Annotated in this window: 24 protein-coding genes and 1 tRNA gene; 10 read left to right on the forward strand and 15 right to left on the reverse strand. The window is 61.2% G+C overall.

Annotation, left to right across the window (positions count from 1 at the left end):
* The first annotated feature begins 1 nt into the window (after position 1).
* On the forward strand, positions 2-838 hold the full coding sequence (locus AB8A50_RS10250) for an SDR family oxidoreductase (protein WP_439077573.1): 837 nt from the start codon (positions 2-4) through the stop codon (positions 836-838).
* Between the two features lie 71 nt (positions 839-909).
* Positions 910-1326, forward strand: coding sequence for an ester cyclase (locus AB8A50_RS10255; RefSeq protein WP_439077574.1), 417 nt, complete (start codon positions 910-912; stop codon positions 1324-1326).
* Positions 1327-1868: 542 nt separating this feature from the next.
* Here AB8A50_RS10255 and AB8A50_RS10260 read toward each other — a convergent pair.
* Positions 1869-2033, reverse strand: a complete 165-nt coding sequence (locus AB8A50_RS10260; protein ID WP_439077575.1) for a hypothetical protein — start codon at positions 2031-2033, stop codon at positions 1869-1871.
* Between AB8A50_RS10260 and AB8A50_RS10265 the strand changes: the two genes are divergently transcribed.
* Together AB8A50_RS10265 and AB8A50_RS10270 are read left to right on the forward strand one after the other, a co-directional pair.
* The gene (locus AB8A50_RS10265) at positions 2032-2538 is read left to right on the forward strand and encodes a hypothetical protein (protein ID WP_439077576.1); all 507 of its coding nucleotides are present in this window, start codon (positions 2032-2034) and stop codon (positions 2536-2538) included. The genes AB8A50_RS10260 and AB8A50_RS10265 overlap by 2 nt on opposite strands.
* 26 nt (positions 2539-2564) lie before the next feature.
* Positions 2565-3317 (forward strand): DUF5131 family protein, encoded by a 753-nt coding sequence (locus AB8A50_RS10270; RefSeq protein WP_439077577.1) that lies wholly within the window; start codon positions 2565-2567, stop codon positions 3315-3317.
* Here AB8A50_RS10270 and AB8A50_RS10275 read toward each other — a convergent pair.
* The 6 genes from AB8A50_RS10275 to AB8A50_RS10300 form a co-directional block, all read right to left on the reverse strand.
* A complete protein-coding gene (locus tag AB8A50_RS10275; protein ID WP_439077578.1) occupies positions 3314-4135 on the reverse strand; it encodes a three-Cys-motif partner protein TcmP in 822 nt (273 codons plus the stop codon). The genes AB8A50_RS10270 and AB8A50_RS10275 overlap by 4 nt on opposite strands.
* Before the next feature lie 340 nt (positions 4136-4475).
* Positions 4476-4549 (reverse strand) — tRNA-Gly (locus AB8A50_RS10280).
* 1107 nt (positions 4550-5656) lie between these two features.
* Positions 5657-6451 (reverse strand): MetQ/NlpA family ABC transporter substrate-binding protein, encoded by a 795-nt coding sequence (locus tag AB8A50_RS10285; protein WP_439077579.1) that lies wholly within the window; start codon positions 6449-6451, stop codon positions 5657-5659.
* Between the two features lie 45 nt (positions 6452-6496).
* On the reverse strand, positions 6497-7162 hold the full coding sequence (locus AB8A50_RS10290; RefSeq protein ID WP_068732062.1) for a methionine ABC transporter permease: 666 nt from the start codon (positions 7160-7162) through the stop codon (positions 6497-6499).
* Complete coding sequence (locus AB8A50_RS10295) at positions 7152-8273, reverse strand: methionine ABC transporter ATP-binding protein (RefSeq protein ID WP_439077580.1); 1122 nt, start codon at positions 8271-8273, stop codon at positions 7152-7154. The genes AB8A50_RS10290 and AB8A50_RS10295 overlap by 11 nt, the downstream gene beginning before the upstream one ends.
* A gap of 207 nt (positions 8274-8480) precedes the next feature.
* On the reverse strand, positions 8481-9443 hold the full coding sequence (locus AB8A50_RS10300) for an aliphatic sulfonate ABC transporter substrate-binding protein (protein ID WP_439077581.1): 963 nt from the start codon (positions 9441-9443) through the stop codon (positions 8481-8483).
* Positions 9444-9866: 423 nt separating this feature from the next.
* Here AB8A50_RS10300 and AB8A50_RS10305 point away from each other — a divergent pair, with 423 nt between their 5' ends.
* The 3 genes from AB8A50_RS10305 (at position 9867) to AB8A50_RS10315 (ending at position 12421) form a co-directional block, all read left to right on the forward strand.
* Positions 9867-10775, forward strand: a complete 909-nt coding sequence (locus AB8A50_RS10305; RefSeq protein ID WP_089265635.1) for an aliphatic sulfonate ABC transporter substrate-binding protein — start codon at positions 9867-9869, stop codon at positions 10773-10775.
* 33 nt (positions 10776-10808) lie between these two features.
* Positions 10809-11624 (forward strand): MetQ/NlpA family ABC transporter substrate-binding protein, encoded by an 816-nt coding sequence (locus AB8A50_RS10310; protein WP_439077582.1) that lies wholly within the window; start codon positions 10809-10811, stop codon positions 11622-11624.
* 122 nt (positions 11625-11746) lie between these two features.
* On the forward strand, positions 11747-12421 hold the full coding sequence (locus AB8A50_RS10315; protein ID WP_439077583.1) for a peptidoglycan recognition protein family protein: 675 nt from the start codon (positions 11747-11749) through the stop codon (positions 12419-12421).
* 3 nt (positions 12422-12424) lie between these two features.
* Here the strand turns inward: AB8A50_RS10315 and AB8A50_RS10320 are convergent, their stop codons facing one another.
* The gene (locus AB8A50_RS10320; protein WP_439077584.1) at positions 12425-13246 is read right to left on the reverse strand and encodes an aspartate dehydrogenase; all 822 of its coding nucleotides are present in this window, start codon (positions 13244-13246) and stop codon (positions 12425-12427) included.
* Positions 13247-13560: 314 nt separating this feature from the next.
* Here AB8A50_RS10320 and AB8A50_RS10325 point away from each other — a divergent pair, with 314 nt between their 5' ends.
* Together AB8A50_RS10325 and AB8A50_RS10330 are read left to right on the forward strand one after the other, a co-directional pair.
* Positions 13561-14397: a siderophore-interacting protein gene (locus AB8A50_RS10325; RefSeq protein WP_439077585.1), complete on the forward strand. Its 837-nt coding sequence runs from the start codon at positions 13561-13563 to the stop codon at positions 14395-14397.
* A 31-nt stretch (positions 14398-14428) separates the two neighbouring features.
* The gene (locus AB8A50_RS10330) at positions 14429-15919 is read left to right on the forward strand and encodes a GH1 family beta-glucosidase (RefSeq protein WP_439077586.1); all 1491 of its coding nucleotides are present in this window, start codon (positions 14429-14431) and stop codon (positions 15917-15919) included.
* Position 15920: 1 nt separating this feature from the next.
* On the opposite strand, the gene AB8A50_RS10335 is transcribed toward AB8A50_RS10330, so the two are convergent.
* Genes AB8A50_RS10335 through AB8A50_RS10355 form a run of 5 tightly spaced genes read right to left on the reverse strand, consistent with a single transcriptional unit; the run spans position 15921 to position 20479 of the window.
* Positions 15921-16766, reverse strand: coding sequence for a phosphodiesterase (locus AB8A50_RS10335; protein ID WP_439077587.1), 846 nt, complete (start codon positions 16764-16766; stop codon positions 15921-15923).
* The gene (locus AB8A50_RS10340; protein WP_439077588.1) at positions 16766-17827 is read right to left on the reverse strand and encodes an ABC transporter ATP-binding protein; all 1062 of its coding nucleotides are present in this window, start codon (positions 17825-17827) and stop codon (positions 16766-16768) included. The genes AB8A50_RS10335 and AB8A50_RS10340 overlap by 1 nt, the downstream gene beginning before the upstream one ends.
* Complete coding sequence (locus tag AB8A50_RS10345) at positions 17824-18609, reverse strand: ABC transporter permease (protein ID WP_309945025.1); 786 nt, start codon at positions 18607-18609, stop codon at positions 17824-17826. Before AB8A50_RS10345 ends, AB8A50_RS10340 begins: the two co-directional genes overlap by 4 nt.
* A 4-nt stretch (positions 18610-18613) precedes the next feature.
* Positions 18614-19429 carry an ABC transporter permease gene (locus AB8A50_RS10350; RefSeq protein ID WP_439077589.1) on the reverse strand — a complete coding sequence of 272 codons (816 nt, stop codon included), beginning with the start codon at positions 19427-19429 and terminating at the stop codon, positions 18614-18616.
* Positions 19430-19471: 42 nt separating this feature from the next.
* Complete coding sequence (locus tag AB8A50_RS10355; protein WP_439077590.1) at positions 19472-20479, reverse strand: ABC transporter substrate-binding protein; 1008 nt, start codon at positions 20477-20479, stop codon at positions 19472-19474.
* A 210-nt stretch (positions 20480-20689) separates the two neighbouring features.
* On the opposite strand from AB8A50_RS10355, the gene AB8A50_RS10360 reads away from it, so the two are divergent.
* Positions 20690-21103 (forward strand): hypothetical protein, encoded by a 414-nt coding sequence (locus AB8A50_RS10360; RefSeq protein ID WP_439077591.1) that lies wholly within the window; start codon positions 20690-20692, stop codon positions 21101-21103.
* A gap of 9 nt (positions 21104-21112) precedes the next feature.
* Here AB8A50_RS10360 and AB8A50_RS10365 read toward each other — a convergent pair whose 3' ends face one another.
* A complete protein-coding gene (locus AB8A50_RS10365) occupies positions 21113-21382 on the reverse strand; it encodes a hypothetical protein (RefSeq protein WP_439077592.1) in 270 nt (89 codons plus the stop codon).
* 171 nt (positions 21383-21553) lie between these two features.
* Positions 21554-21802 (reverse strand): hypothetical protein, encoded by a 249-nt coding sequence (locus AB8A50_RS10370; RefSeq protein WP_184517958.1) that lies wholly within the window; start codon positions 21800-21802, stop codon positions 21554-21556.
* Positions 21803-21826: the final 24 nt, after the last annotated feature.

Genomic DNA, 21826 nt, shown 5'->3' on the forward strand with positions numbered 1-21826 from the left:
CATGAGCAAGGTCTGGTTCATCACGGGTGCAGGCAGCGGCATTGGCGCTGCCACTGCCAGGACGGCATTGAAGGCTGGAGACCGCGTCGTCGCGAGTAGCCGCAATCTCGACAAGGTCCGCAATGCGCTGGGCGACGTCGCGGGCGACAGCCTCGCGTTCGTCCACCTGGATGTTGCCAATGAGGCACAGGCGAAACCTGCCGTTGATGCGGCGATCGAGGCGTTCGGACGCATCGACGTTCTCGTCAACAATGCCGGCTACAGTCTGCTCGGAAATTTCGAGGAGCTGAGCACCGTCGAGATCGAAAAACTGATGGCGACCAATTTCTATGGCGTGATGCACGTGATGCACGCGGTCCTTCCGGTCATGCGCAAACAGAGGTCGGGCCGGATCATCAACATCAGCTCCCTCGCAGGCATCGTCGGATTCAAGCACTGCGGGGCCTATAGCGCTGCAAAATTCGCGATCGAAGGCCTGTCGGCATCGGTGGCCCACGAGCTCGAGCCGTTCGGCATCAAGATCGTGGCGGTCGAACCCGGCTTCGTCCGGACGGACCTCCTCGATGCTCACCACGCCAAATATGCCAGCAACTCCATCGAGGACTACGCAGCGGAGGGCAAAGCCGAAGCCATGTGGTCGGGCTATCACGGCACGCAGCAAGGTGACCCCGCCAAGCTCGGCGACGTCCTAGTGAAAATCGCCGGCATGGACAATCCGCCAAAGCAATTCGTCGCCGGCAGCGACGCCCTTGCAGTGGTCAAGCCGGCACTCGAAGCACGCCTCGAGGAACTGCGTGCATACGAGGACCTGTCGAAATCGACGGACGGAACGTTCTGAAGTCACGAGAAGAGTCGAATAGGCTACGACGTTTTCAGCTCATAGATCATTGCAACCTGGAAAGGCGACCCATGACGACGGCATCGAATAAAGCGCTCATGCAGCGCTTCACGCAATTCATCAACACCGCGAGCGAGGAGTTGGCTGGAGAGCTGATTTCCCCGGACGCAATATTCTATGTTCCCGGACGGGCCGATCGGATGCGCGGCCCCACCGGCTATCTCGCAATTATCGGGATGATGCGGGGAGGCTTCCCGGACATCCAGTGGACGCTAGAGGAAACGATAGCAGAAGACGACAAGGTCGCTGCACGATTCACTATGCGCGGCACGCATAAAGGTACCTTCTACGGCGTTCCAGCCACTGGAAAGAAAATCGAGGTGAAGGCAATGAACATCTATCGCTTTTCCAATGGCAAAATCCTCGAAGAGCACGGGCAGCCGGACCTCCTTGGGCTACTGCAACAGATCGGCGCAGTGCCGACATAGGCATCCGCCGGCATGCGTTTCAATCGCGTACGAGGGGTACGGTTCCCGAGGCATGATCGAAGCGGGGGCGGAATTTCGGAGAGTGCCGGGGGCAAATCCGCCGGCGCATCAGCGCATGACAATGCAACGCCACGCCTGGCACGAGCCGAGCTTATTGGAAACGATCATCACAAATAGGAACAGTCTGCAGCCGTGACGCCTTGAAATGTCGGAAGGGCGTCAGAATAGGAGTTCAGAACTCCTGGCTAAGTCCTTTAGATCATTTTTGGAGCGGGTAGAGGGAATCGAACCCTCGTATTCAGCTTGGAAGTCGTTCCCAAATCCCTCCCGCGACTTCACTGACCATCACCAACATTCACCAAACACTGTAAAACAAGCACTTTCCCGAACTCGCAAGTTCACGCCAAATACCTCGAAATACCCTCAGATCACCCCCTGCTGCGCCCGATGAGCGCCCTAGATTTTGGGGCGCTGACGCGCGCCGGCCAATAAAAAAGGCGCCGTGTCAACCGGCGCCTCTCAATATATCAGCAGTTTCGATTCTACTCCGCCCCGGCCTGAAGCTTCGCCAGATCCCGCTTCGCCCTCGCCCGGTCCTGGTCGTCCTCTGCCTCCTCCACCCTGTCCTTGAAAATCAAGACCAGCTTGTCGTGCAGCGGCATCTTGTTGTCGCCGTCGTTAGAGGTGGATTTGAGGAAGATGATCATGGCTGGATTGTCGCATCACGACAACGACATCACCTCCACGATGGATCAAATTCCTAATCAACGCCTTAAGTGGTATAATTATTTATCGAATTTGATCAATAACTGGAGAGATAACATGACCGTCACCAAAAATTTCGCTGCACCAACAGGCTCTGGTCTGTCGAAATTCGTCGCCCCTCACGCCCTCAGAGAGGCATCGGATCGAGGCGGCAAACTGACGATCATCGTTGCCGTTGCCGAGATGAAAGAACAGTGGTCGCGTCTTTTGCCTGGCGTTGAAGTACTCACGGGACTCGAATGGTTGAAGCGGGCGAACGATAGCGAAAACGATCTGATCGTCGTGGGAGAATTGCACGATCACATCCGCCGACGGATCGCAGCCACCCTGCAAGCCGTACCGTGCGACGTCTGGACACTGAATGCACCGGTGTCTTTAGACTTCCCGGAATACATCGGCGCGCTCGCGTCCAGCCAACTGCCTTTCGCTGCTAGTAACCAAATCTAACCACTTTTTTGCGATCATATCGAATCATGGCCGAAACATCGATTGAATGGACCGACGCTACTTGGAATCCGGTCGCCGGATGCACGGTGCTGACGGCTGGATGCACCAACTGCTACGCGATGAGGATGGCTGCTCGCCTTGAAGCAATGGGCGTCGACAAATACGCCGGCTTAACTCGCAAGAGCGGAAAGCGCGCCGTCTGGACTGGGAAAATTGGTTTAGACGAAAAATCGCTATCGGCGCCGAAGTCGTGGGCAAAGCCGCGCAAGGTCTTTGTTAATTCAATGTCAGACCTGTTCCACGAGGATGTGCCAGTAGACTTCATCCGTCGCGTTTGGGATGTGATGGAGGAGACTCCGCGCCACACTTACCAGATTTTGACGAAGCGCCCTGAGCGAATGGCATCGGTCCTGCACAATCCCGACTTCGCTGTGCTTCCTAACGTTTGGCTCGGGACGAGCATCGAGGATGGCCGTGTGCTTCATCGACTCGATGCAATCCGTGCTGTTCCTGCTGCTATTCGCTTCGTTTCGTTAGAGCCATTGATCGGATCGGTCGCCGCTGGCGATTTGACGGGGATACACTGGGCCATAGTAGGCGGCGAAAGCGGACCGCGCGCGCGTCCAATGGATCCAAGGTGGGTCGATGAGATCGAAGCAATGTGCCGACGTTCAGGTACTGCATTCTTCTTCAAGCAGTGGGGCGGCAAGAATAAAAAGGCTGCCGGTCGAACGCTTAATGGTCGCACCTATGATGAAATGCCGGCTGCGCCACTTTAGAAGAACTCGCCCTGGCGCTCTGGGTTAGCGGCATATTTCCAGAATTTGTGTGCTAGCTGGTGATTAGCCAACAGGAGCAGCCAATAAAGATGCTGGTTCTGACTCCCCTTTAGAAGTTTCATTTCGGCCGAGGCGTCGATACCAAGTTGAGAGACGAGATCGCGCCAGTGATTGACGATCTCGGTCCTAATTCCGCGTTGAGCTTGCTCAACGTCGATTGCCGATTTCCAACCTGGCGCGAACGCATCAAACGCCGATGCCTTCGACGACAAATTCTCATCTAAGTTTCTCTGAAGATCCATCTTGCTGAGATGGACCAAAACATCCATTCGCTTGCGCAGCGCCAACGTTTTGAAAATGTTGAAATCGAGAGCGCCAAGGCTGAATGGATCAATAAACGCAAAGTGCAGCCCAGCTGGCTCTAGCCTTCGGACAATTTGCTGAACGGTTTCCGACGCTGGCCCTAACATTGGGACTACTGGAGCACCAAGCTTCCGCAGCCTTTCAGTGGCAGCACCAAGACGGACCTCATCGATGTCAGCGATGTACACGTGGGTAAATGGCGAACCTACCTCTACGCTCTTGCGCCACGCCGCCACGCAGCTTCCATCGATAAATGGTCCGTTCCGAACCTTCGACCTGCCGGGGCCGCAGAATAGGTCGATATAGGTTGCACCAGCTTTCAATGGTCCGATGAACCGAGCGCGGACGCCTCGCGAGATGTCAACGTAACGACAGAGAAGCTCCTGCTTCTCCTTTGCCCATTGGCCAACATCCTCGGCAGGCAGCCCATCGTCTCCCTCAAGAAGTTCACCCATAAATGCCCGCCTGCCACTGAATTACCTTCGGTAGTATGAGTGCATTTGTTCCCGCTGATTTGCCACTTTAAAAAACAGCCCGGCCACAGCCACGTAGTCTGATTACCTAGCGCACTGGAAATCACCCAAGTTCACGGAATCACCTCCAAAAAAGGGCATTCCGGAGTTCTTTGATAGTTGAGGTAGGCAAGCTATTGATTTTGTGGCCGATTTAGCCTGCGCCCGAGGAGCGCCCCAACAATATCGTGGACAGTCTGATTAGGGGGTCTTGACCAGAGTTCCACCCCATGCAACTCATTGAATCGTAAGTGATTTTTGAGGTGCGATGGGGGAGATTGGTTGGAGCGGGTACCGGGAATCGAACCCGGGTATTCAGCTTGGAAGGCTGCTGCTCTACCATTGAGCTATACCCGCGCGCGGCATCAGGTAACACGTCACGCGGCGGGTCTCAACCTCATGTGAGGTCACATCCCCTGCCCGCTGCGACCGGCAGATTGCGTTTGGATTTCAAGGGGATGGCGTGTGGACATGCGATTTACGGCTGAAGGCCGACCGTAGATGCCGGGCCGCCTCGCTCGTCATTCCGGGGCGCATGGAAGCGGCGAAGCCGCTGAAATGCGAACCCGGAATCTCAGAGTGTTTTGCGCTGTCTGGAGATTCCCATGCTGAGATTCCGGGTTCGCGCGCGCGAAGGCGCGCCCGCGCCCCGGAATGACAGTGTGGGGTGGCGAGACGGCGCTCAAACATTTTTTCCTATCTTCCGTTGACAATATCCCTACGTTGATTATATTCCCCTCCGTCCAGCCTCGATGAGAGGGGCGAGCGCGATCGTCACGTTCGCGGGGCTGGATGCGGTGGACGCCGGAGATGCGGCGTTACGCGGTTCATGGGTGACGTCTGTCTTCGGGCAGGACGGATATGCGCCAGCACTGCCACTGGCAAGGACACGGCCGACCTTGAGATGGAAAGACCCCTGGACAGTGTGACGGACGACCAAATCGAAACGCGTCCGGCTTAAGTGCTTGAGGCTACCCTGTCCCTCCGCCCTGGGACACTAATTTTGGTGATGGGGCCGTTCGCCAAGGCAGATGTGCAGGCAACCGAAAAAACACCGCAGGCGGAACGCCGGGCACCTCGCCCAGCGCGTCCGAAAGTCCTGATGCACTCTATAGATTGCGGAAGACCGCATCGCATCAGGCCCAAGGGTGCAACGGGCACCCGGCGTTCCGCACGCCCTCTCGATTGAGGGTGGGAAGGAATGCGCAAAACTCGGACGCCATTGGCGCCGCGAGAATGCGAGCGCGTGGCTCTTTGAAATTTTGGAGATGCGATGGCGCGACGGCGCCAGAAATATCCCTCCCCCCGCGCGAAGCGAAGCTTCGCTAGGCGGGAAGGGTCGGCCGAGCGAAGCGGAGGCCGGGGTGGGGGTTGCCCCACGTGAGGGCGCCGCTTGTGGCACCCCCACCCGACCGGCCAAGCGGCCGGCCACCCTCCCCGCAAGGGGGAGGGAAAAGAAGGACCTTACCAGGTAGCGAGCACCGAGCCCTTGAACTTCTCGTCGATGAACGCCTTCACCTCGGGCGACTGATAGCTTTCCACCAGCGTCTTCACCCAGGGCTTGTCCTTGTCCACGGCACGCACGGCGATGATGTTGGCGTAAGGACCCTTCGGGTCCTCGCGCAGGATCGCGTCCTTGACCGGATCGAGGCCGGCCTGGGTCGCGTAATTGGTGTTGATGCCGGCGACGTCGACGTCAGGCAGCGTGCGCGGGAGCTGCGCGGCGTCGACTTCGGTGATCTTCAGCTTCTTCGGATTGTCGGTGATGTCGAGCAAGGTCGGCTTGAAGCCGACGCCGTCCTTCAACTTGATGATGCCCTTGTCGCGCAGCAGGATCAGCACGCGGCCGCCATTGGTCGGATCGTTGGGGATCGCCAGCGTGGCGCCTGACTTGACCTCGTCCCAGGTCTTCACCTTCTTCGAATAGATGCCCATCGGGAAGTTGATGGTGTTGCCCACCGCAACGATCTTGTATTTGCGATCGGCCACCTGGTTGTCGAGATAAGGCTGATGCTGGAACGAATTGGCCTGCAGGTCGCCGGCTTCCAGCGCCGCATTCGGCACCACATAGTCGGAGAATTCGATGATCTGGATGTCGAGGCCCTTCTTGGCGGCGACGGCCTTGGCAGCTTCCAGCACCTGCGCATGCGGACCGGGTGTCACGCCGACCTTGATGGTCTCGGCTGACGCAGCACCGGTGAGCGCGGCGAAGGCGAGGATGGAGAGAAAGTAACGACGAAGAGACATTGTGTTTTCCATTGTGAGTAAACGAGTGTGAGCGGGCCCGCTGCAGCGGGTGACCACTCAGGAATGTCGCGTGCGCTTGTCGAGGCGGCGCGAGATGAAGTCGCCAAGGCTCTGCACGCCCTGCACGAGGCAGATCAGCACGGCGACGACCGTCGCCATGACTTCCGGCATGAAGCGCTGATAGCCGTAGCGGATGCCGAGATCGCCGAGCCCGCCGCCGCCGACGGCGCCGACCATGGCCGAATAACCAATAAGGCTGACGGTCGCGAGTGTCAGCGCCAGCGTCACCGCCGGCATCGCTTCCGGCAGCAGCACCTTCCAGACGATCTGCAACGGGCTGGCGCCAAAGGCACGCGCGGCTTCGACGAGGCCCTGATCGACTTCGCGGATGGCGCCTTCGATCACGCGCGCGATGAACGGCGTCGCGGCAATGGTCAGCGGCACCACGGCGGCGCTGGTGCCGATGGAGGTGCCGGCGATCAGGCGCGTCAGCGGCACGATGGCGACGACGAGAATGATGAACGGCGTCGAGCGCGTGGCATTGACGACGAGGCCAAGCAGCCGATTGACGTTCGGCGCCGGGAACAGCTCACCGGCACGGCTGGTCGCCAGGAAGATGCCGAGCGGCAGGCCGGCCAGCGTGCCGAAAATGCCAGCCAGCGCCACCATGGTGAGCGTGTCCAGCGTCGACCACAGGATCATGTTGATCAGTTCAGGCGACATAGCCGAGATGCTCCACGGTGTTGCGGGTCGCGGTGAGATCGGCGATCAGCTTCGCCTGCAGCTCCGGGTCTGCGGCGACGGATGCGATCAGCGTGCCGAACGGATGGTCGGCGACATATTCGATCTGCCCATGCATGATGTTGAAGTCGACGCCGTAAGCGCGGGTGAGCCGCGACAACACGGGCTCATCGGCGTCGGCGCCGGTGAAGGCGATGCGGATCACGGCCTGACGGCCGGGCACGTAGTCGGCCAGCAGCTTGCTTTGCAGCCATTCCGGCACATTGCCGCCGGTGACTTCGCCGACGAAGCGCTTGGTCGTCGCGTGGGTCGGCTTCGAGAAGATCTCGTAGGTGGTGCCCTGCTCGATGATCTGGCCGCCTTCCATCACGGCGACGCGCTGCGCGAGCTTCTTCACCACGGACATTTCATGGGTGATGAAGAGGATGGTCAGGTTGAGATCGGCATTGATCTGCTTGAGCAGCGCGATGATCTGCGCCGTGGTCTCCGGATCGAGCGCCGAGGTCGCCTCGTCCGACAGTAGCACTTTCGGTTTGGTGGCCAGCGCACGAGCGATGCCGACGCGCTGCTTCTGTCCGCCGGAGAGTTCGGCCGGATAACGGTCGCGCTTGTCGGCAAGACCGACCATGTCGAGCAGCGGCTCGACGATGCCCTTGATGTCCCTGCGGGGCGTGCCGGCGATTTCCAGCGGCAGCGCGATGTTGTCGAAGGCGGTGCGTGACGACAGCAGGTTGAAATGCTGGAAGATCATGCCGATGGAGCGGCGCGCCTGGCGCAGCGCCTTCTCGTCCAGCGATCCGATGTCGAGGCCGTCGACGGTGACCTTGCCGTGGGTCGGCTGCTCGAGCCCGTTGATCAGGCGGATGAGCGTCGACTTGCCGGCGCCGCTCTTGCCGATCACGCCGACAATGGCGCCTTCGGGCACCACGAGGTCGATGTCGTCGACCGCCTTCACCTCGGCGGAATCCTTCCGCGACGGGAAGATCTTGCTGACGCCATCGAAGGAGATGATGGCACGCCCTTGTTGGCCAGGATCTTGCGGATCGAGAACTGGCAGGGGCGCTCCGGTCGGCTTGGACAGGGGAGCGTTCATTGAATGACGTTTCTGCGCAGTTGTGAAGCACGGGGCCGGCCTGCGTGTCGCGGGCGCCGTGGCGGCAACCTACTGATTTTGGGCATTATTTCAACCGCACTGCACAAATGAGGAAAATCCAGCGGTTTCAATGGCCTGCGGGAGTAAAAGAGTGCCGGGAGACAGCTGGTGACAGCGCTAATCGTCTCCCGGCGAGTTTTCGGGAGCTCAGGAGCCCGGGGTCCAGGTCCAGACGATGTCCTTCACATTGATCGCCTTGGGGATCAGGCCGAGCTTGTGGAAGCGATCCGCCGTCTCCTGCTGGGTGGCAATGATCCGGTCATTGATCGGCACCACCGTATAGTTCGACCGCTCGACGGCGCGCGTGGTGGCGGTCTTCTCGACACCGGTCGCCTCCTGAAGCTTCGTTGCGACCTCCGGCCGATTGGCCTCGGCCCACTTTCCTTCATCGGCAAAGGTCTTGTTGAACAGCGCGACGATGTCCGGGTGTCTGGTGGTGAAATCCTTGTTGGCGAGAAAGAACGAAATGGAATCCTGCACATCCTTGGAGAAGGCAATCACCCGCGCCTGTTTGCCCTCGGCGAGCGCCAGATACGGATCCCAGATCGACCACGCGTCGATATTGCCACCGGCGAATGCCGCCACCGCGTCGGCGGGGCCGAGATAGACCGGCGTGATATCCGCATAGGTCAATCCGGCCTTCTCCAGCGCGGCGATGATGGTGTTATGCGCGCTCGATCCCTTGCCGAAGCCGACCTTCTTGCCCTTGAGATCGGCGAGCGTCTTGATCGGCGAATTGTCGGGAACGACGATGCCCTGATTGTAGCCGCGCGACGGGATGGCGGCGATATAGACGAGATTGGCACGCGCAGCCTGCGCGAAGATCGGCGGCGCGTCGCCGGCATAGCCGAAGTCGACATTGCCGGTATTGATCGCTTCGAGGATCGGCGGCCCGAACTGGAACTCGACCCAGCGCACGCTGATGCCCTTTTCCTTGAACACCTTCTCCAGCGTCGCGCGCTGCTTCACGGCCGGGAAGATGCCGGCCTTCTGGAAGCCGATGCGGATTTCCTTCAACTCCTGCGCCGCGGCTGGCGATGCGATCAGCCCCGCTGACAGCAACAGTGCTGCGGAGAGACCTGCGACCACGGATCGTCGGGAATAGGACATGCGCTGTTGCTCCATTTGCGCCCGGGGGATGCAAGGGCGTGATGGTCAAACGCTACGCGCGATTGCGAAGATTGTGCTTTCAAAGGTCGCGGGCAGTCTGCAAGTTTTGCAATCCTGACGTCGGCTCCCGGAGCAGCTTCATCTCCGCCGCGGGGAAATAACCTGCTCTTCCGGAGCCACCCGGAAGGCATGCAGAGAACGTTTCCGCTGCACAACAAGGCCATCGCAGCATGCCTGCATCGCCGCGCCCGGAACTACAGTTGGCCATTTCATTGACGGAAACGAGCCGCTCTCGCACCTTTGCTGCTCACGAAACATCATCAGCAAAGCAGTGCCAACATGCTTCCGATCCACATCGCCCGCTTCATCGAACGCTTCGTGTTCCGGCGCACCCGGGCGCTGCAACTGGCCGCCGTAGCCTCCATGCTGTCGGTCTCCTTCGCTTGTGCGCAGACGCCGGACACGGTGCGCATCGGCTATCAGAAGTCGTCGACACTGATCGCCGTGCTGAAGACCAATGGCGAATTGGAGAAGGCGCTCGCGCCGCTCGGCGTGAAGATCAGCTGGCATGAATTCACCAGCGGCCTGCCGCTGCTCGAGGCCATCAACACCAATAATGTCGACTTCGGCGCCGATGTCGCCGACACCGTGCCGTTATTCGCGCAGGCGGCCGGCGCCAAGCTCGCTTACATCGCCGAGGAAGCCGCCTCGCCTGCCGCGCAGGCTATCGTGGTTCCTGCGGAGTCGCCGCTCAAGACGGTCGCCGATCTCAAGGGCAAGAAGGTCGCGGTGACCAAGGGTGCCGGCAGCCACTTCCTGCTGCTCGCTGCGCTGAGCAAGGCCGGCCTCACCTTCAAGGACATCCAGCCGGCCTATCTACCGCCGGCCGATGGCCGCATCGCCTTTGTCGGCGGCAATGTCGATGCCTGGGTGGCGTGGGACCCGTTCCTCACCAGCGCGCAGCGTCAGTCCAACGCGCGCGTGCTTGCGGACGGCAGCAACGGCCTCGCCAGCTACAAGCGCTACTATCTCTCATCGGCCGCCTATGCCGACAAGCGCGGCGACGTGCTGAACGTGATCTTCAAAAAGCTGGACGAGACCGGCAAATGGGCCAAGGCCGAGCCGAAGGAAGCCGCCAAGCTCCTCTCAAGCCTGTGGGGCATCGACGCCGCCACCGTCGAGGAAGCCAACAGCCACCGCTCCTACAAGGTCGGCGCCGTCACCAAGGCCGGCCTGTCCGAGCAGCAGATCATCGCCGACGCCTTCTTCAACGAAAAGCTGATCCCCGTGAAGGTCGATGCCAGCGACGTGAAGATCTGGGCGCCGAAGTAATCCCATTCTGACATTCCCTGAAAGACAACGACAATGAAGACCGCCCTCTCCGTCGTCGCTGCAGCGATGCTCGCACTCGTCTCCTTTGGCGACCATGCCGACGCGCAGTCCGCCACCAAGCCTGAACTGAAGGTCGGTTTCGTGCCCGGCCCCTATATCGACGGCTTCAAGAAGGGCGTCGAGCCCGAGCTGAAAAAGAAGGGCTATACTGTCAAATATTACGAGTTCTCGACCGGCCTGGAAGCCAACACCGCGGTGTTCAAGAACGACATCGACGCCAATGTGATGCAGCACACGGTGTTCCTCGACAGCTATAACCAGCGCCAGAAGACCGACCTCACCGGCATCATCACGGTGCCGACGCCGCCGATGGGTCTCTATTCGACCAAGCACAAGACGTCCGATGCCGTGAAGGCCGGCGCGACCGTGGTGGTGCCCAATGATCCCGTGAACCTGCAGCGCGCATTGTGGATCCTGCGCGACCTCGGCTGGATCGAGATCAAGGACAACAACCCCGTCGATGTCACCGAGCTCGACGTGATCAAGAATCCAAAGGGCATCAAGATCGTGCCGCTGGAGAATGCGCAGGCGCCGCGCGCCCTTGGCGATGCCGACTTCGCCGCCGTGCAGGGCAATTTCGCGATCTATAGCGGGCTGAAGCTGACCGAGGCCTTCGCGCTGGAAAAGATGACCAAGCCCTACACCAATGTCGTGGCCGTCCGGCGGGGCAATGCCGAGGCGCCGTGCGCGAAGGACATCGTTGCGGCCTATCAATCGGACACGTTCAAGACCGCGATCCGCAACGACAAGTTCTACGCCGGCTTCACCCTGCCCGAATACTTCAACTGAGCGCAACCTACGCGCGCAGGCTGCCCTAGCGCGACGATCATACCGAGCCGCGGATTTGACTCCCAGCGCGGCTCGGTTACGCTTTCCGGAGGCGTTATGAGACGCCTTCGGAAACGAGGGACATGAGAGATCGGATCGTCGGGGTATTGCTGGCTTTGTGCGCGATCGCCACACCGGCGACCGCCCAGACGCTGTCAAACTTCGAGATCGCCGCCCGCTCCCGCGGCACCCCCGACATTCCCGGCCTCAACATGGTCTGGCTAAGGCCATGGACCGATCTCCGCCACGCCCGTGAATGGCGCAACATCGTCGTGCATCAGTCGGAAGGCGCGGTCGGCTCCGCTTGGCGTAACGCGGTCGCGCAGATGCAGAAACCCGATCGTCGCGGCGTCGCCATCTGGATCGAAACCGACGGCACGGTTTACTGGTCGACGCCGGAATGGGCGGTACCGAAACATCTCAACCGCGGCAACCGCAACGACAACAAATATATCGACAACAGCGGGACCTATCAGCAGATCGACGATGACTCATCGATCGGGGTCGAGTTCGTCGGCAACTACCCCAATGTTCGCAAGCCGCCGACTGACGCGCAGATCGCGGCATGGCGCGTGCTGGTCCGCGTGCTGCAGGCCCGCTACGACATCCCGAATGAGCGCGTGTTCGCGCACAACTGGATCGAGTACAAGGATCGCCGCTATTGCGAGGGCTGCGAGCTTGCCAGGATCGCCCGGACCCAGGGAATCGAGACTGCGCAGCAGACAGGCCCTGCGCATCAAGCCGAAAGCGGCAAATAGACCTTACGTCCCGACGCGCAGTGCCGCCCGCTGCTTGCGCAGATAGGCAATCACCGACAGCGCCGTGATGCGGCCGGTCTTCGGATTCTCCGACGGGATATTCTCGATCTGCATCGAGAACCGCGCGGAATCCGAATCCACCTCGACGCGGTGAACGTTGCGCGTCAACGCCGGATCGGCCCAGATTTCCAGCGTTGTGGCATCAGGGCCCGCGCCCGCAAGCGACAGCGCGACGGCGACATTGAGATTGGCGGGAAAGCCCTTGGCGGCCTCGCGCGCCGTGCCCTCGAAAATCTTCAGGGGTTCGGTGATGCTCTCGATGTCGATCTTGTTCTCGACGATATAGGGCGCGCCGGCGAGACCCTTCACCGGCTTGCGCGTTACCATGCGGACCGAGTTGATCTTGCCCTCGGCTGCAGCCGTCACCGCGTCGAGGCCGATCAGCGCCCCGGTTGGCACCACGATCTGACCGCCGTTCTGCTTGGCCAGCGCGACGAGATCCTCATTGAACAACAGCGCTCCAGCGCTCAGCACAATCGCGGTCTTGCCCTTGCTGACGAACGGCTTGACGATCTCGGGCAGCAGCTTGGCCGGCGCACATTCGATCACGATATCGGCGACATCCACGAGATCCGCGATCGGCAGCACCGGCGGCGCCTTGCCGAGACCTGACAGGAACGCCTGATGCTTCTCCGGATTCTGCACGGCGACTGCCGCCAGAACCAGGCCGTCGATGCCGCGGTCCAGTGCTTCGGCCACCTTGCGGCCGATCGGGCCGAGGCCAACAATGGCCACGCGCGTGGCAGACTTTGCTTCAGTGCTCATCAGGTCTATCTCGTCCAACGATTTCGGGGGCACGCCGCCATATCCGGAAACGGTTCTCCCCCGGAAAGGCCGCAATGTCCATGCGGTGACGTCAGCCAGTTTAGAAGGCTTCCGGCCTCACGCCATCGTGCAGCACGTGCGACAATCCCGGGCTTGCACGTAAAAGGACGTTTCGCTACCTCTGCCGTGATTGCTGTCTCGGCGAGGCCGCACGTAAGCGTTAACGTGAACCAACGCGCCGATCGAACCTGATCCAGGCTCGACCTGCGCGACATCGCGTCAAACAGGCCGATCTGGATTCCCCGGGAATCCACATGACCGACACATCTTCAGACACCATTTCAAATGATCTTCATCACATCACGCGCGTTCGTCACGAGCTGAAGCGCCGTCTGCTGACCGTCAAACGCGTGACGTCCGTGACGCCGCATATGAAGCGCATCACCCTCACCGGTGACGACCTCGATGGCTTCGTCAGCGCGTCCTATGACAACCACGTCAAGGTGTTCTTCCCGCGCCCCGGCGAAGCCGAGCCACTGATGCCCGTCTTCAGCGAAGGCCGCGTGCTGGTCGATGAGAGCGCGCGGCCAATCGCGCGGGACTACACGCCCCGGCGCTATGACGCAGCCGCGCAAGAGCTCGACATCGATTTCGCCATTCATGATGCCGGGCCGGCCACGACATGGGCTGCGAATGCGAAGCCAGGCGACAAGCTCGGCATCGGTGGCCCGCGCGGCTCGTTCGTCGTGCCGGACGACTTCGACTGGTACCTGCTGATCGGCGACGAGACTGCCCTGCCCGCCATCGGCCGCCGACTTGAAGAACTACGCCCTGCCACACGGGCCATCGTGATCGCAGAAGTCGCCGACGCCGCCGAGGAGCAGATCTTCGCATCCAAGGCGTCCGTCACCATCAACTGGCTGCATCGTGGCCAGCAGAGCGCCGGATCGACCACCCTGATGGAGGATGCTCTGCGCAGCCTCAAACTTCCCCTTGGAGACGGCTATGCCTTCATCGCCGGAGAATCCGAGGCTGCCAAGCGCCTCCGCAGGATTCTCGTCGACGAGCGCCAGCATCCCAAAGCGTGGGTCAAGGCGTCAGGCTATTGGAAAGGCGGCGCAGAGAACTATCATGAACCGCATGACGATTGATCGTCACATCTGCAGATAGCAGGAAGTACCGGTGTCCCATCGTTTCACGCGCCGCGATTTTGCCGGAGCGGCCGGCGCGCTCGCCGCCGGCCTCGCCGTCCCGACTGCGCAGGCTGAGGCACAAACAGTCTCGGCCACACCCTCGGCCACACCGGCGGCGCTTGCCAACGACCGGCGTTTTCCGGCGGATTTCGTCTGGGGCACCGCAACGTCGGCCTATCAGATCGAGGGCGCCGTCTCGGCCAAAGGCCGCGGCCCCTCGATCTGGGACAGCTATTCGCACACGCCGAACAAGATTCGCGGCGGCGGCAACGGCGACCACGCGGTGGATCATTTCCAACGCTACAAGGAAGACGTCCAACTGATGAAGGCGCTGGGCGCGAAGGCCTATCGCTTCTCCATCTCATGGTCGCGCGTATTTCCGACCGGCGTGGGCACGCCCAATCCGCAAGGGCTCGATTTCTACAACCGCCTCATCGACGAGTTATTGGCCAATGGCATCGAGCCATTCGCCACTCTGTATCACTGGGATCTGCCACAGGCGCTGCAGGATCGCGTTGGCGGCTGGGCGTCATCAGATACGCCGAAGGCGTTCGGCGACTATGCTGGCCATGTCGCACAGCGCATCACCGACCGCGTCAAAAACATCTTCACCATCAATGAATGCGGGACCTTCGTGGATTTCGGCTATGGTCACGGCCCGGTCGAGCTCGCGCCCGGCCTGAAGCTGCCACAGCCGCAGCTCAACCAGGTTCGCCATCACGTCGCACTGGGCCACGGCATGGCTGTGCAGGCGATCCGCGCCAATGGACGCGCCGACACGAAGGTCGGCGTTGCCGAGAATGTCGCATCCTGCGTTCCGGCCATCGAGACGCCTGCCAATATCCGCGCAGCCGAAATCGCAACGCGCGAGATGAATGGTGGCTACATGACCGTCATCCTCGAAGGCAGATACACCGATGCATTCCTGGCCTATGCCGGCAAGAATGCGCCGAGCTTCACCGCCGAAGAACTGAAGATCATTTCTTCCCCCGTCGATTTCGTCGGTCTCAACGTCTACATGCCGCAATATTATGTGGTAGCGAGTGGCGATCAGCACGGCTTCGCGCTGGTGCCGTTCCCGACCTCGTTCCCGCGCATGGATTCGGACTGGCTGCGGATCGGGCCGGAGGCGCTGTATTGGGCGCCCCGCAATGTCGCCAAGGTCTGGAACGTCAAGCAGATCTATATCAGCGAGAACGGTACATCGGCCGCCGACCGGCCGGCCGGTGACGGCAAGATCCACGACCTCGACCGCGTCATGTATCTCAGGAACTATCTCACGCATCTGCAGCGCGCGACGTCGGAAGGCATCCCCGTAAGGGGGTATTTCCACTGGAGCCTGATGGATAATTTCGAGTGGTCGGATGGCTATGAAAAACGCTTCGGGCTGTATCACGTCGACTTCGCGACGCAGAAACGAACGCCGAAGCTGTCAGCCGAATTCTATCGCAGCCTGATCGCGGCCAACGCGCTGGTCTAGCTCAGAGCAACTTCCCATCCGCGCCGAAGAACGGATGCGGGCCGTCGAAGTCGCCGATCGGCACCTGATGCGTGACCAGATGGCCGCCCTCCTCGCCATCCGGAAACCAGACATGCAGGTGGAAAGCCGGCGGCTCGACACGGAAGGACGGCGGACGCAATTCGGCGATGTCGAGATCGACCGCATGGTTCGGCGCCGGGCAAATGGTCGCAACCGTCCCGCCGAATGTCGTCAGCGTCGCACGATGCACGTGGCCGGCAGCGACGATCCGCACACGCGGATGCTTGCGGACGATGGTTGCGAGGTCATCCGCGTTGAACAGGTCCTGCACGTCCATGTGCGTGATGCCGGTGCGGAACGGCGGATGATGCAGGAATAACAATGCCGGCCGCCCACGCGACGATGCCAGCGTGGCATCCAGCCACTCCAGCGTTGCCGCTTCCAGCGTGCCGTGCGGCTTTCCCGGAACATGCGAGTCCAGCAGGATGATATCGAGCGGACCAACCGTCCGCGCCTGATCGAGCGGGCCCGACGACTTCGCATAAGCCCAATCAGGGAATGCCGCGCGCATCATGTCGCGGGCGTCGTGATTGCCGGGTACGCCGATGAACGGGATCTTGAGCGGAGCGAGCAGCCGCCACAGATGCTCGTATTCGCCGGGCGTCGGCGTATCAACGAGATCGCCGGAGATGACAACGAGATCGGGCCGCGGATCGAGTGCGTTCAGCTCGGCCACACAGCGCTCCAGCGCCTTGGCCGTGTCGACCTTGCCATAGGCCAGCTCGCCCGGCACCTTGATATGCAGATCGGAGATCTGCGCGATGATGGTGGGCTTGGGCTTCGACATCAACCTTCTTTCGGCAACACGCGAACCGCTTGAGGCGTGACCGACAGGCCGACGTGCTCCCCTGCACGCACATTGATGGTGTTCGGCGCGTCCACCGTCAACGGCTTGTTCGCCGCACCCGTCACCACGAGACGCTGGCGATCGCCGATAAAGGCGACGCTTTCGACTGTGCCGCGCAGGAAGGCGTCCGCCTCGGCGACAATTCCGATGGTCTCCGGCCGGATCATCGCCGCTGCCGCAGCGTTGTCGGCGGCATCATTGAGCGCCAGCCAGCCGCCGGGCAGCGTCAGCCGACCGCCGCTCACCGGCCCTTCGACGATATTGGCCGCGCCGACGAATTCGGCGACAAAACGGTTCTGGGGAGCAAAGTAGATCTCGCGCGGCGTGCCGATCTGCGCGATGGCGCCCTTGCGCATGACCACGATGCGATCGCCGAGTTCCATCGCTTCGGCTTGGTCGTGAGTCACATAGATCGCGGTGATCCCGAGCGAGCGTAGCAGGCTGTTGAGTTCACTGCGCAGCCGGTCGCGCAGCGACGCATCGAGCGCGGTCAACGGCTCATCCAGCAGCAGCACCCGTGGGCGCACGGCCACCGCGCGCGCCAGCGCGACGCGCTGACGCTGGCCGCCAGACAATTGATCGATCCGGCGGTTCTCGAGCCCGCCGATATTGGTCAGCGCCACCATTTCGGCGACACGCGCCGCCCGCGCCGCCTTGTCGACGCCGCGGATCTTCAGCCCGTAGCTGATGTTCTCGGCCACCGTCATGTTGGGAAACAGTGCATAGGACTGGAACACCATGCCGACATGGCGCTGCTCGATTGGCACCGCGGTCATGTCGGTCTTGTCGAACAACACACGGCCGCCCGCATCGGGCGTCTCCAGCCCGGCGATGATCCGCAGCATGGTGGTCTTGCCGCAGCCAGAGGGGCCGAGCAGAACCAGCGTCTCGCCTGACACGATATCCAGCGAGGCCGGCGCCAACGCCTGGGTGCCGTCCGGAAAGGTCTTGCCGCAGTTCTCGATATGGACGGCCGCACCGTGGCCTGCGATCCCGCTCATTTCTTTTCGCCCTTCTCGGCAAACATCTGCATCGCCACCAGAAGAGGCACAATCATGATGAAAAAGATCAGTGTGTAGGCCGATGCCACTTCGAGCCGCATCGACGCGTAACTATCGGCGAGGCCGACCGGCAGCGTCTTGGTCAGCGGTGTGTGCAGCATCCAGGTCAGATTGAACTCGCCGAGCGACAGCGTCACCACCATCAGCGATCCGGCGAGAATGCCGGGCATGGCGTTCGGAACGATGACGTTGCAAAACCGCCTCCATGGCGAGGCGCCGAGCGAGGCAGCCCCCTCGTCCAGCGTCTTGATATCCACCGAAGCGAACACCGCCATCACCGAGCGCACCATGAAGGGCATGGTGAAGACCACATGGCCCGTGAGGATGAACAGCCACGACTGTCTGAAACCACCGAAGCCGCCATAAGTCAGCAGCAGCGCCAGCGCGATGGCGAGGCCGGGAATCGCCAGCGGCAGCGTGATGATCTCCTCGATCACGCGCGACAACCTCCCGCCCTTCACGTGTAACCCATAAGCTGCGGGCACGCCGACAACCAGCGTCACCGCCAGGGTCGCGAAGGCGATCAGAAACGACAACCCGATTTCGCCGGCATAGAGGTTCCAGACCTGCACCACCCATTGCAGTGTGACGCCCGACTGGATGCCGCGGAAGTAATTGACGGTGACGCCGGCGGAAATCGACAGCACCACCGGCACGACGAGAAACGCCGCGACGAGCAGTGTGAATCCGAGCTGGCCAGCGAAGATCAGGCGGTCACGCATCGGCTCACCCTGCCGCCGCAACAGCGCCGCCGCTCATTGAGCGGGCCAGCGCGAGGATTGCCCAGGCGATCGCACCAAGTCCGATCGACAGCGCCGCCGAGATCGCAAAATTCGCGGCCAGCGTGAACTCTGTGTAGATCAGCATCGGCAGCACATCGATGTTGGTCGCGAGCGTGAAGGCTGTGCCGAAAGCCCCCATCGCCGTCGCAAACGCAATCGCGCCCGAGGCGACGAAAGCCGGCCCGAGGGCCGGCAGCACCACATCGCGCTGGACAGCCCACGGGCTTGCACCGAGCGAACGCGCTGCCTCCTCCAGTCCGATATCGAGCTTCTGCACCGCGGCCATCACCGTGAGGATCACGCGCGGAATCGAGAAATAGAGATAGCCGAGAAACAGACCGAAGATCGAATAGGCGAACACGACTTTCTCGCCCGTCACCGCAGCGGTGATGGCGCCGATCAGACCCTGACGTCCTGCCAGCAGAATGATCAGAAAGCCGACCACGACTCCGGGAAATGCCAGCGGGAACGTCAGCATCGCGATCAGCACGGCGCGGCCGGGGAAGCGATGACGCTGCAGGAACAGGCCGGCGATGGTGGCAATCACCAACGTGGCGACGGTCGTCGCCGCAGCGAGTACGACCGTATTAATCAGCGTGGCGCGATAGCGCGGTTCTGTAATGATCGCCAGATAGGCGGACGCGCCGCGCGATCCACCGGCACCGACGGCGAGCAATTGCGCCATCGGCAAGAGGAAGAAGGCTGCTGTCACCACCACGAGCGGCAGCAGGCAGATCCAGATGAAATTACGATGCGACATGAAACTATGGTGCCCCTGCCCCCGCCGGGGCACCATTGTGCATCAACGGACTTCGGCGAGATAGCGGTCGCTGAAGCCTTTCTGCGCCAGCTCCATCTTGCCCCAGTCCACGCTCTTGGCGCGGGCATATTCGCTGTCCGGCAGGAACTTGGCCTTCACGGCTTCCGGTAGTTCGATCTTGCGGGCTGGACGCAGGTAAGCATTGGTCCAGATCGCCTGGCCCTTGTCGGACAGCAGATAGTCCATGACCTTCTTGGCCTTGTCCTTATGCGGCGCGTTCTTCACAAGACCAACCACATAGGGAAACACGACCGAGCCTTCGCAGGGAATGACGAATTCGAAATTGCCCTTCTCGGAATACTTGGCGCGATAGGCATTGAAATCATAGTCCAACAGGATTGGCATCTCGCCGGAGACGACGCGGGCATAGGACGTCTGCTTCGGCACGATCGCGTCGTTCTTCTTCAGCTCCTTGAAGAAGGCGATGGCCGGATCGAAATTCTGGTCCGTGCCGCCGAGCGCGAGATTGACGGCAACCGCGCCGACATAGCCGACGGCGGCCGACGTCGGATCGAGATAGCCGACCATGCCCTTGTAGTCGGGCTTGGCGAGATCCTTCCAGCACTTCGGCACCGGCTTGCCAGCGAGGGCATCCTTGTTGACGAAGAAGCCGAGCGTGCCGGAATGGATCGTGGTCCAGTAGCCTTCGGAATCCTTCAGGCCGGCATCCACCTGATCCCAGCCAGCGGGCTTGTAAGGCTCGAGCGCATCCTGCGCCTTGGCCTTCATGCCGAAGGTGACGCCGAAATAGCCGATGTCGCCAACCGGATTGGCCTTCTCGGCGAGGATCTGCGCCAGTGCCTGACCGGAGTTCTTGTTGTCATGCGGCATCTCGATGCTGAGGTCGGTCTTCACCGCCTTGATCATCGACGCCCAGTCGGCCCATTCCGGCGGACAGTTGTAGCAGATGACATCCGCAGCACGAGCGGGCTGCGATAGGGCGGCGAGCGCCAGCGCGGACAGAGCAAATACCAAGCGGAACGGTTTCACGGCGATCGTCTCCATCCTGACGCAGGCTTTAAGGCCGGCGCATAGAAGTCTGAGGGGAATGCGTGACGCCCCACTATAGGCCGCGGATGAAACTTTTGCGACAAAGCCAACCCGCAGCGCATTTGTGCACCGCAATGACCGCGAAGCCCATCGACAACACCCCGCGGAGGATGTGAAATCACCTGTCGCCGCTGATATTGGACCGTTGATGTGAAAGAGACGCCCGAACGCGATCGAGGCCTGCTCGGTCTGGTCGAACGACTCATGAGGAGGCCAGGCGATCCCGAACCGATCAGGCCTGAGCCAGACGCGGACACCAGAGACGGTTTCGATCCGGTCGTCGCAGAGGAGAATCCAGCGGCATCGCTGGAGCCGCAACTTGCGGTCGAGAGCACCCGCACGCTTGACCGCTCGGAAATCGCGGATGTGATCCTGCGCGCGCTAAAGGGTATCGATGGCTGTCCGACAGTCGGCTTCGAGGTGGTCGTCTATGGCACGCGCCCATGGAACGCCATGTTGCGCATCACGCCGGCCGCCGGCGCGGTGTCTGACGCGCGTGCCTGGCGCCAGCGGGTCCAGGACATGGTTCAGCTGTTGCGACATCAATACGAGTTGCGCGAATAGACCGGAGGCCTAGCCTTCCATGCGCACCAGCACGACCTGAAACGGCACGTCGGGGCGTTGCTTGACGACACCTCTGCAGGACGCCGTCGTGGTCTTGGATGTCCCGACCAGATCAATCTCAACCTCGTCAATGCCGAAGATCGCGGGCTGGCCGTCCGCATGCCGGCGGGTCGCAATCGTCGCCGTGAAAGCATCGCCGTTCTGGATATAGGAACCGCTATAGGCGATCACGGTATCGCCGCCCGACAATCGACCATCAGCGAGTGTGATAATCCCCATGCCTTCCTTCTCGGGAATACGAAACCACGCCGAATAACGACCATCCGGGAGCATGACAAACCTGAACTGTAAGTTGCGGTATAGCCAATTACCACCAACCCATCAGAAAGACGTTAACCAGATCGGTCGCATTGAAACGATCGACCTCGCCTTCCCCAATGTAATGCCGCGCTACTTGCCGCCTCCGATATTGCCGCCCTTGATATGGCCGAGCGAGTTGCTGCCATAGGCAGAATTGCCGTGATTGCCGCTCATCGCGGCATTGCCACGAAAGATCGCCGGCCCTCGCATCTGGCCATAGGTCCCGTAATATCCGTGGTGCGCCTTGTAGCCACGATGGACTTTCTTCGCAGACGCCGCCGTCGCCGTGAAACTCGCGATCATCAGTGCAGCTGCCGCCGTCGCCAGAATCTTTTTCATGTTCAACCCTCTGTGACACCCTGC

It is taken from the genome of Tardiphaga sp. 841_E9_N1_2, from assembly GCF_051811065.1.
GTDB lineage: Bacteria > Pseudomonadota > Alphaproteobacteria > Rhizobiales > Xanthobacteraceae > Tardiphaga > Tardiphaga robiniae.

Coding starts and splice junctions, on each gene's coding strand:
- AB8A50_RS10310 (WP_439077582.1), top strand. CDS start 10,809: ATGAAGACCGCCCTCTCCGTCGTCGCTGCAGCGATGCTCGCACTCGTC.
- AB8A50_RS10325 (WP_439077585.1), top strand. CDS start 13,561: ATGACCGACACATCTTCAGACACCATTTCAAATGATCTTCATCACATC.
- AB8A50_RS10275 (WP_439077578.1), bottom strand. CDS start 4,135: ATGGGTGAACTTCTTGAGGGAGACGATGGGCTGCCTGCCGAGGATGTT.
- AB8A50_RS10290 (WP_068732062.1), bottom strand. CDS start 7,162: ATGTCGCCTGAACTGATCAACATGATCCTGTGGTCGACGCTGGACACG.
- AB8A50_RS10285 (WP_439077579.1), bottom strand. CDS start 6,451: ATGGAAAACACAATGTCTCTTCGTCGTTACTTTCTCTCCATCCTCGCC.
- AB8A50_RS10270 (WP_439077577.1), top strand. CDS start 2,565: ATGGCCGAAACATCGATTGAATGGACCGACGCTACTTGGAATCCGGTC.
- AB8A50_RS10250 (WP_439077573.1), top strand. CDS start 2: ATGAGCAAGGTCTGGTTCATCACGGGTGCAGGCAGCGGCATTGGCGCT.
- AB8A50_RS10365 (WP_439077592.1), bottom strand. CDS start 21,382: ATGGGGATTATCACACTCGCTGATGGTCGATTGTCGGGCGGCGATACC.
- AB8A50_RS10300 (WP_439077581.1), bottom strand. CDS start 9,443: ATGTCCTATTCCCGACGATCCGTGGTCGCAGGTCTCTCCGCAGCACTG.
- AB8A50_RS10255 (WP_439077574.1), top strand. CDS start 910: ATGACGACGGCATCGAATAAAGCGCTCATGCAGCGCTTCACGCAATTC.
- AB8A50_RS10345 (WP_309945025.1), bottom strand. CDS start 18,609: ATGCGTGACCGCCTGATCTTCGCTGGCCAGCTCGGATTCACACTGCTC.
- AB8A50_RS10370 (WP_184517958.1), bottom strand. CDS start 21,802: ATGAAAAAGATTCTGGCGACGGCGGCAGCTGCACTGATGATCGCGAGT.
- AB8A50_RS10305 (WP_089265635.1), top strand. CDS start 9,867: ATGCTGTCGGTCTCCTTCGCTTGTGCGCAGACGCCGGACACGGTGCGC.
- AB8A50_RS10260 (WP_439077575.1), bottom strand. CDS start 2,033: ATGATCATCTTCCTCAAATCCACCTCTAACGACGGCGACAACAAGATG.
- AB8A50_RS10315 (WP_439077583.1), top strand. CDS start 11,747: ATGAGAGATCGGATCGTCGGGGTATTGCTGGCTTTGTGCGCGATCGCC.
- AB8A50_RS10335 (WP_439077587.1), bottom strand. CDS start 16,766: ATGTCGAAGCCCAAGCCCACCATCATCGCGCAGATCTCCGATCTGCAT.
- AB8A50_RS10295 (WP_439077580.1), bottom strand. CDS start 8,273: ATGAACGCTCCCCTGTCCAAGCCGACCGGAGCGCCCCTGCCAGTTCTC.
- AB8A50_RS10340 (WP_439077588.1), bottom strand. CDS start 17,827: ATGAGCGGGATCGCAGGCCACGGTGCGGCCGTCCATATCGAGAACTGC.
- AB8A50_RS10320 (WP_439077584.1), bottom strand. CDS start 13,246: ATGAGCACTGAAGCAAAGTCTGCCACGCGCGTGGCCATTGTTGGCCTC.
- AB8A50_RS10350 (WP_439077589.1), bottom strand. CDS start 19,429: ATGTCGCATCGTAATTTCATCTGGATCTGCCTGCTGCCGCTCGTGGTG.
- AB8A50_RS10265 (WP_439077576.1), top strand. CDS start 2,032: ATGGCTGGATTGTCGCATCACGACAACGACATCACCTCCACGATGGAT.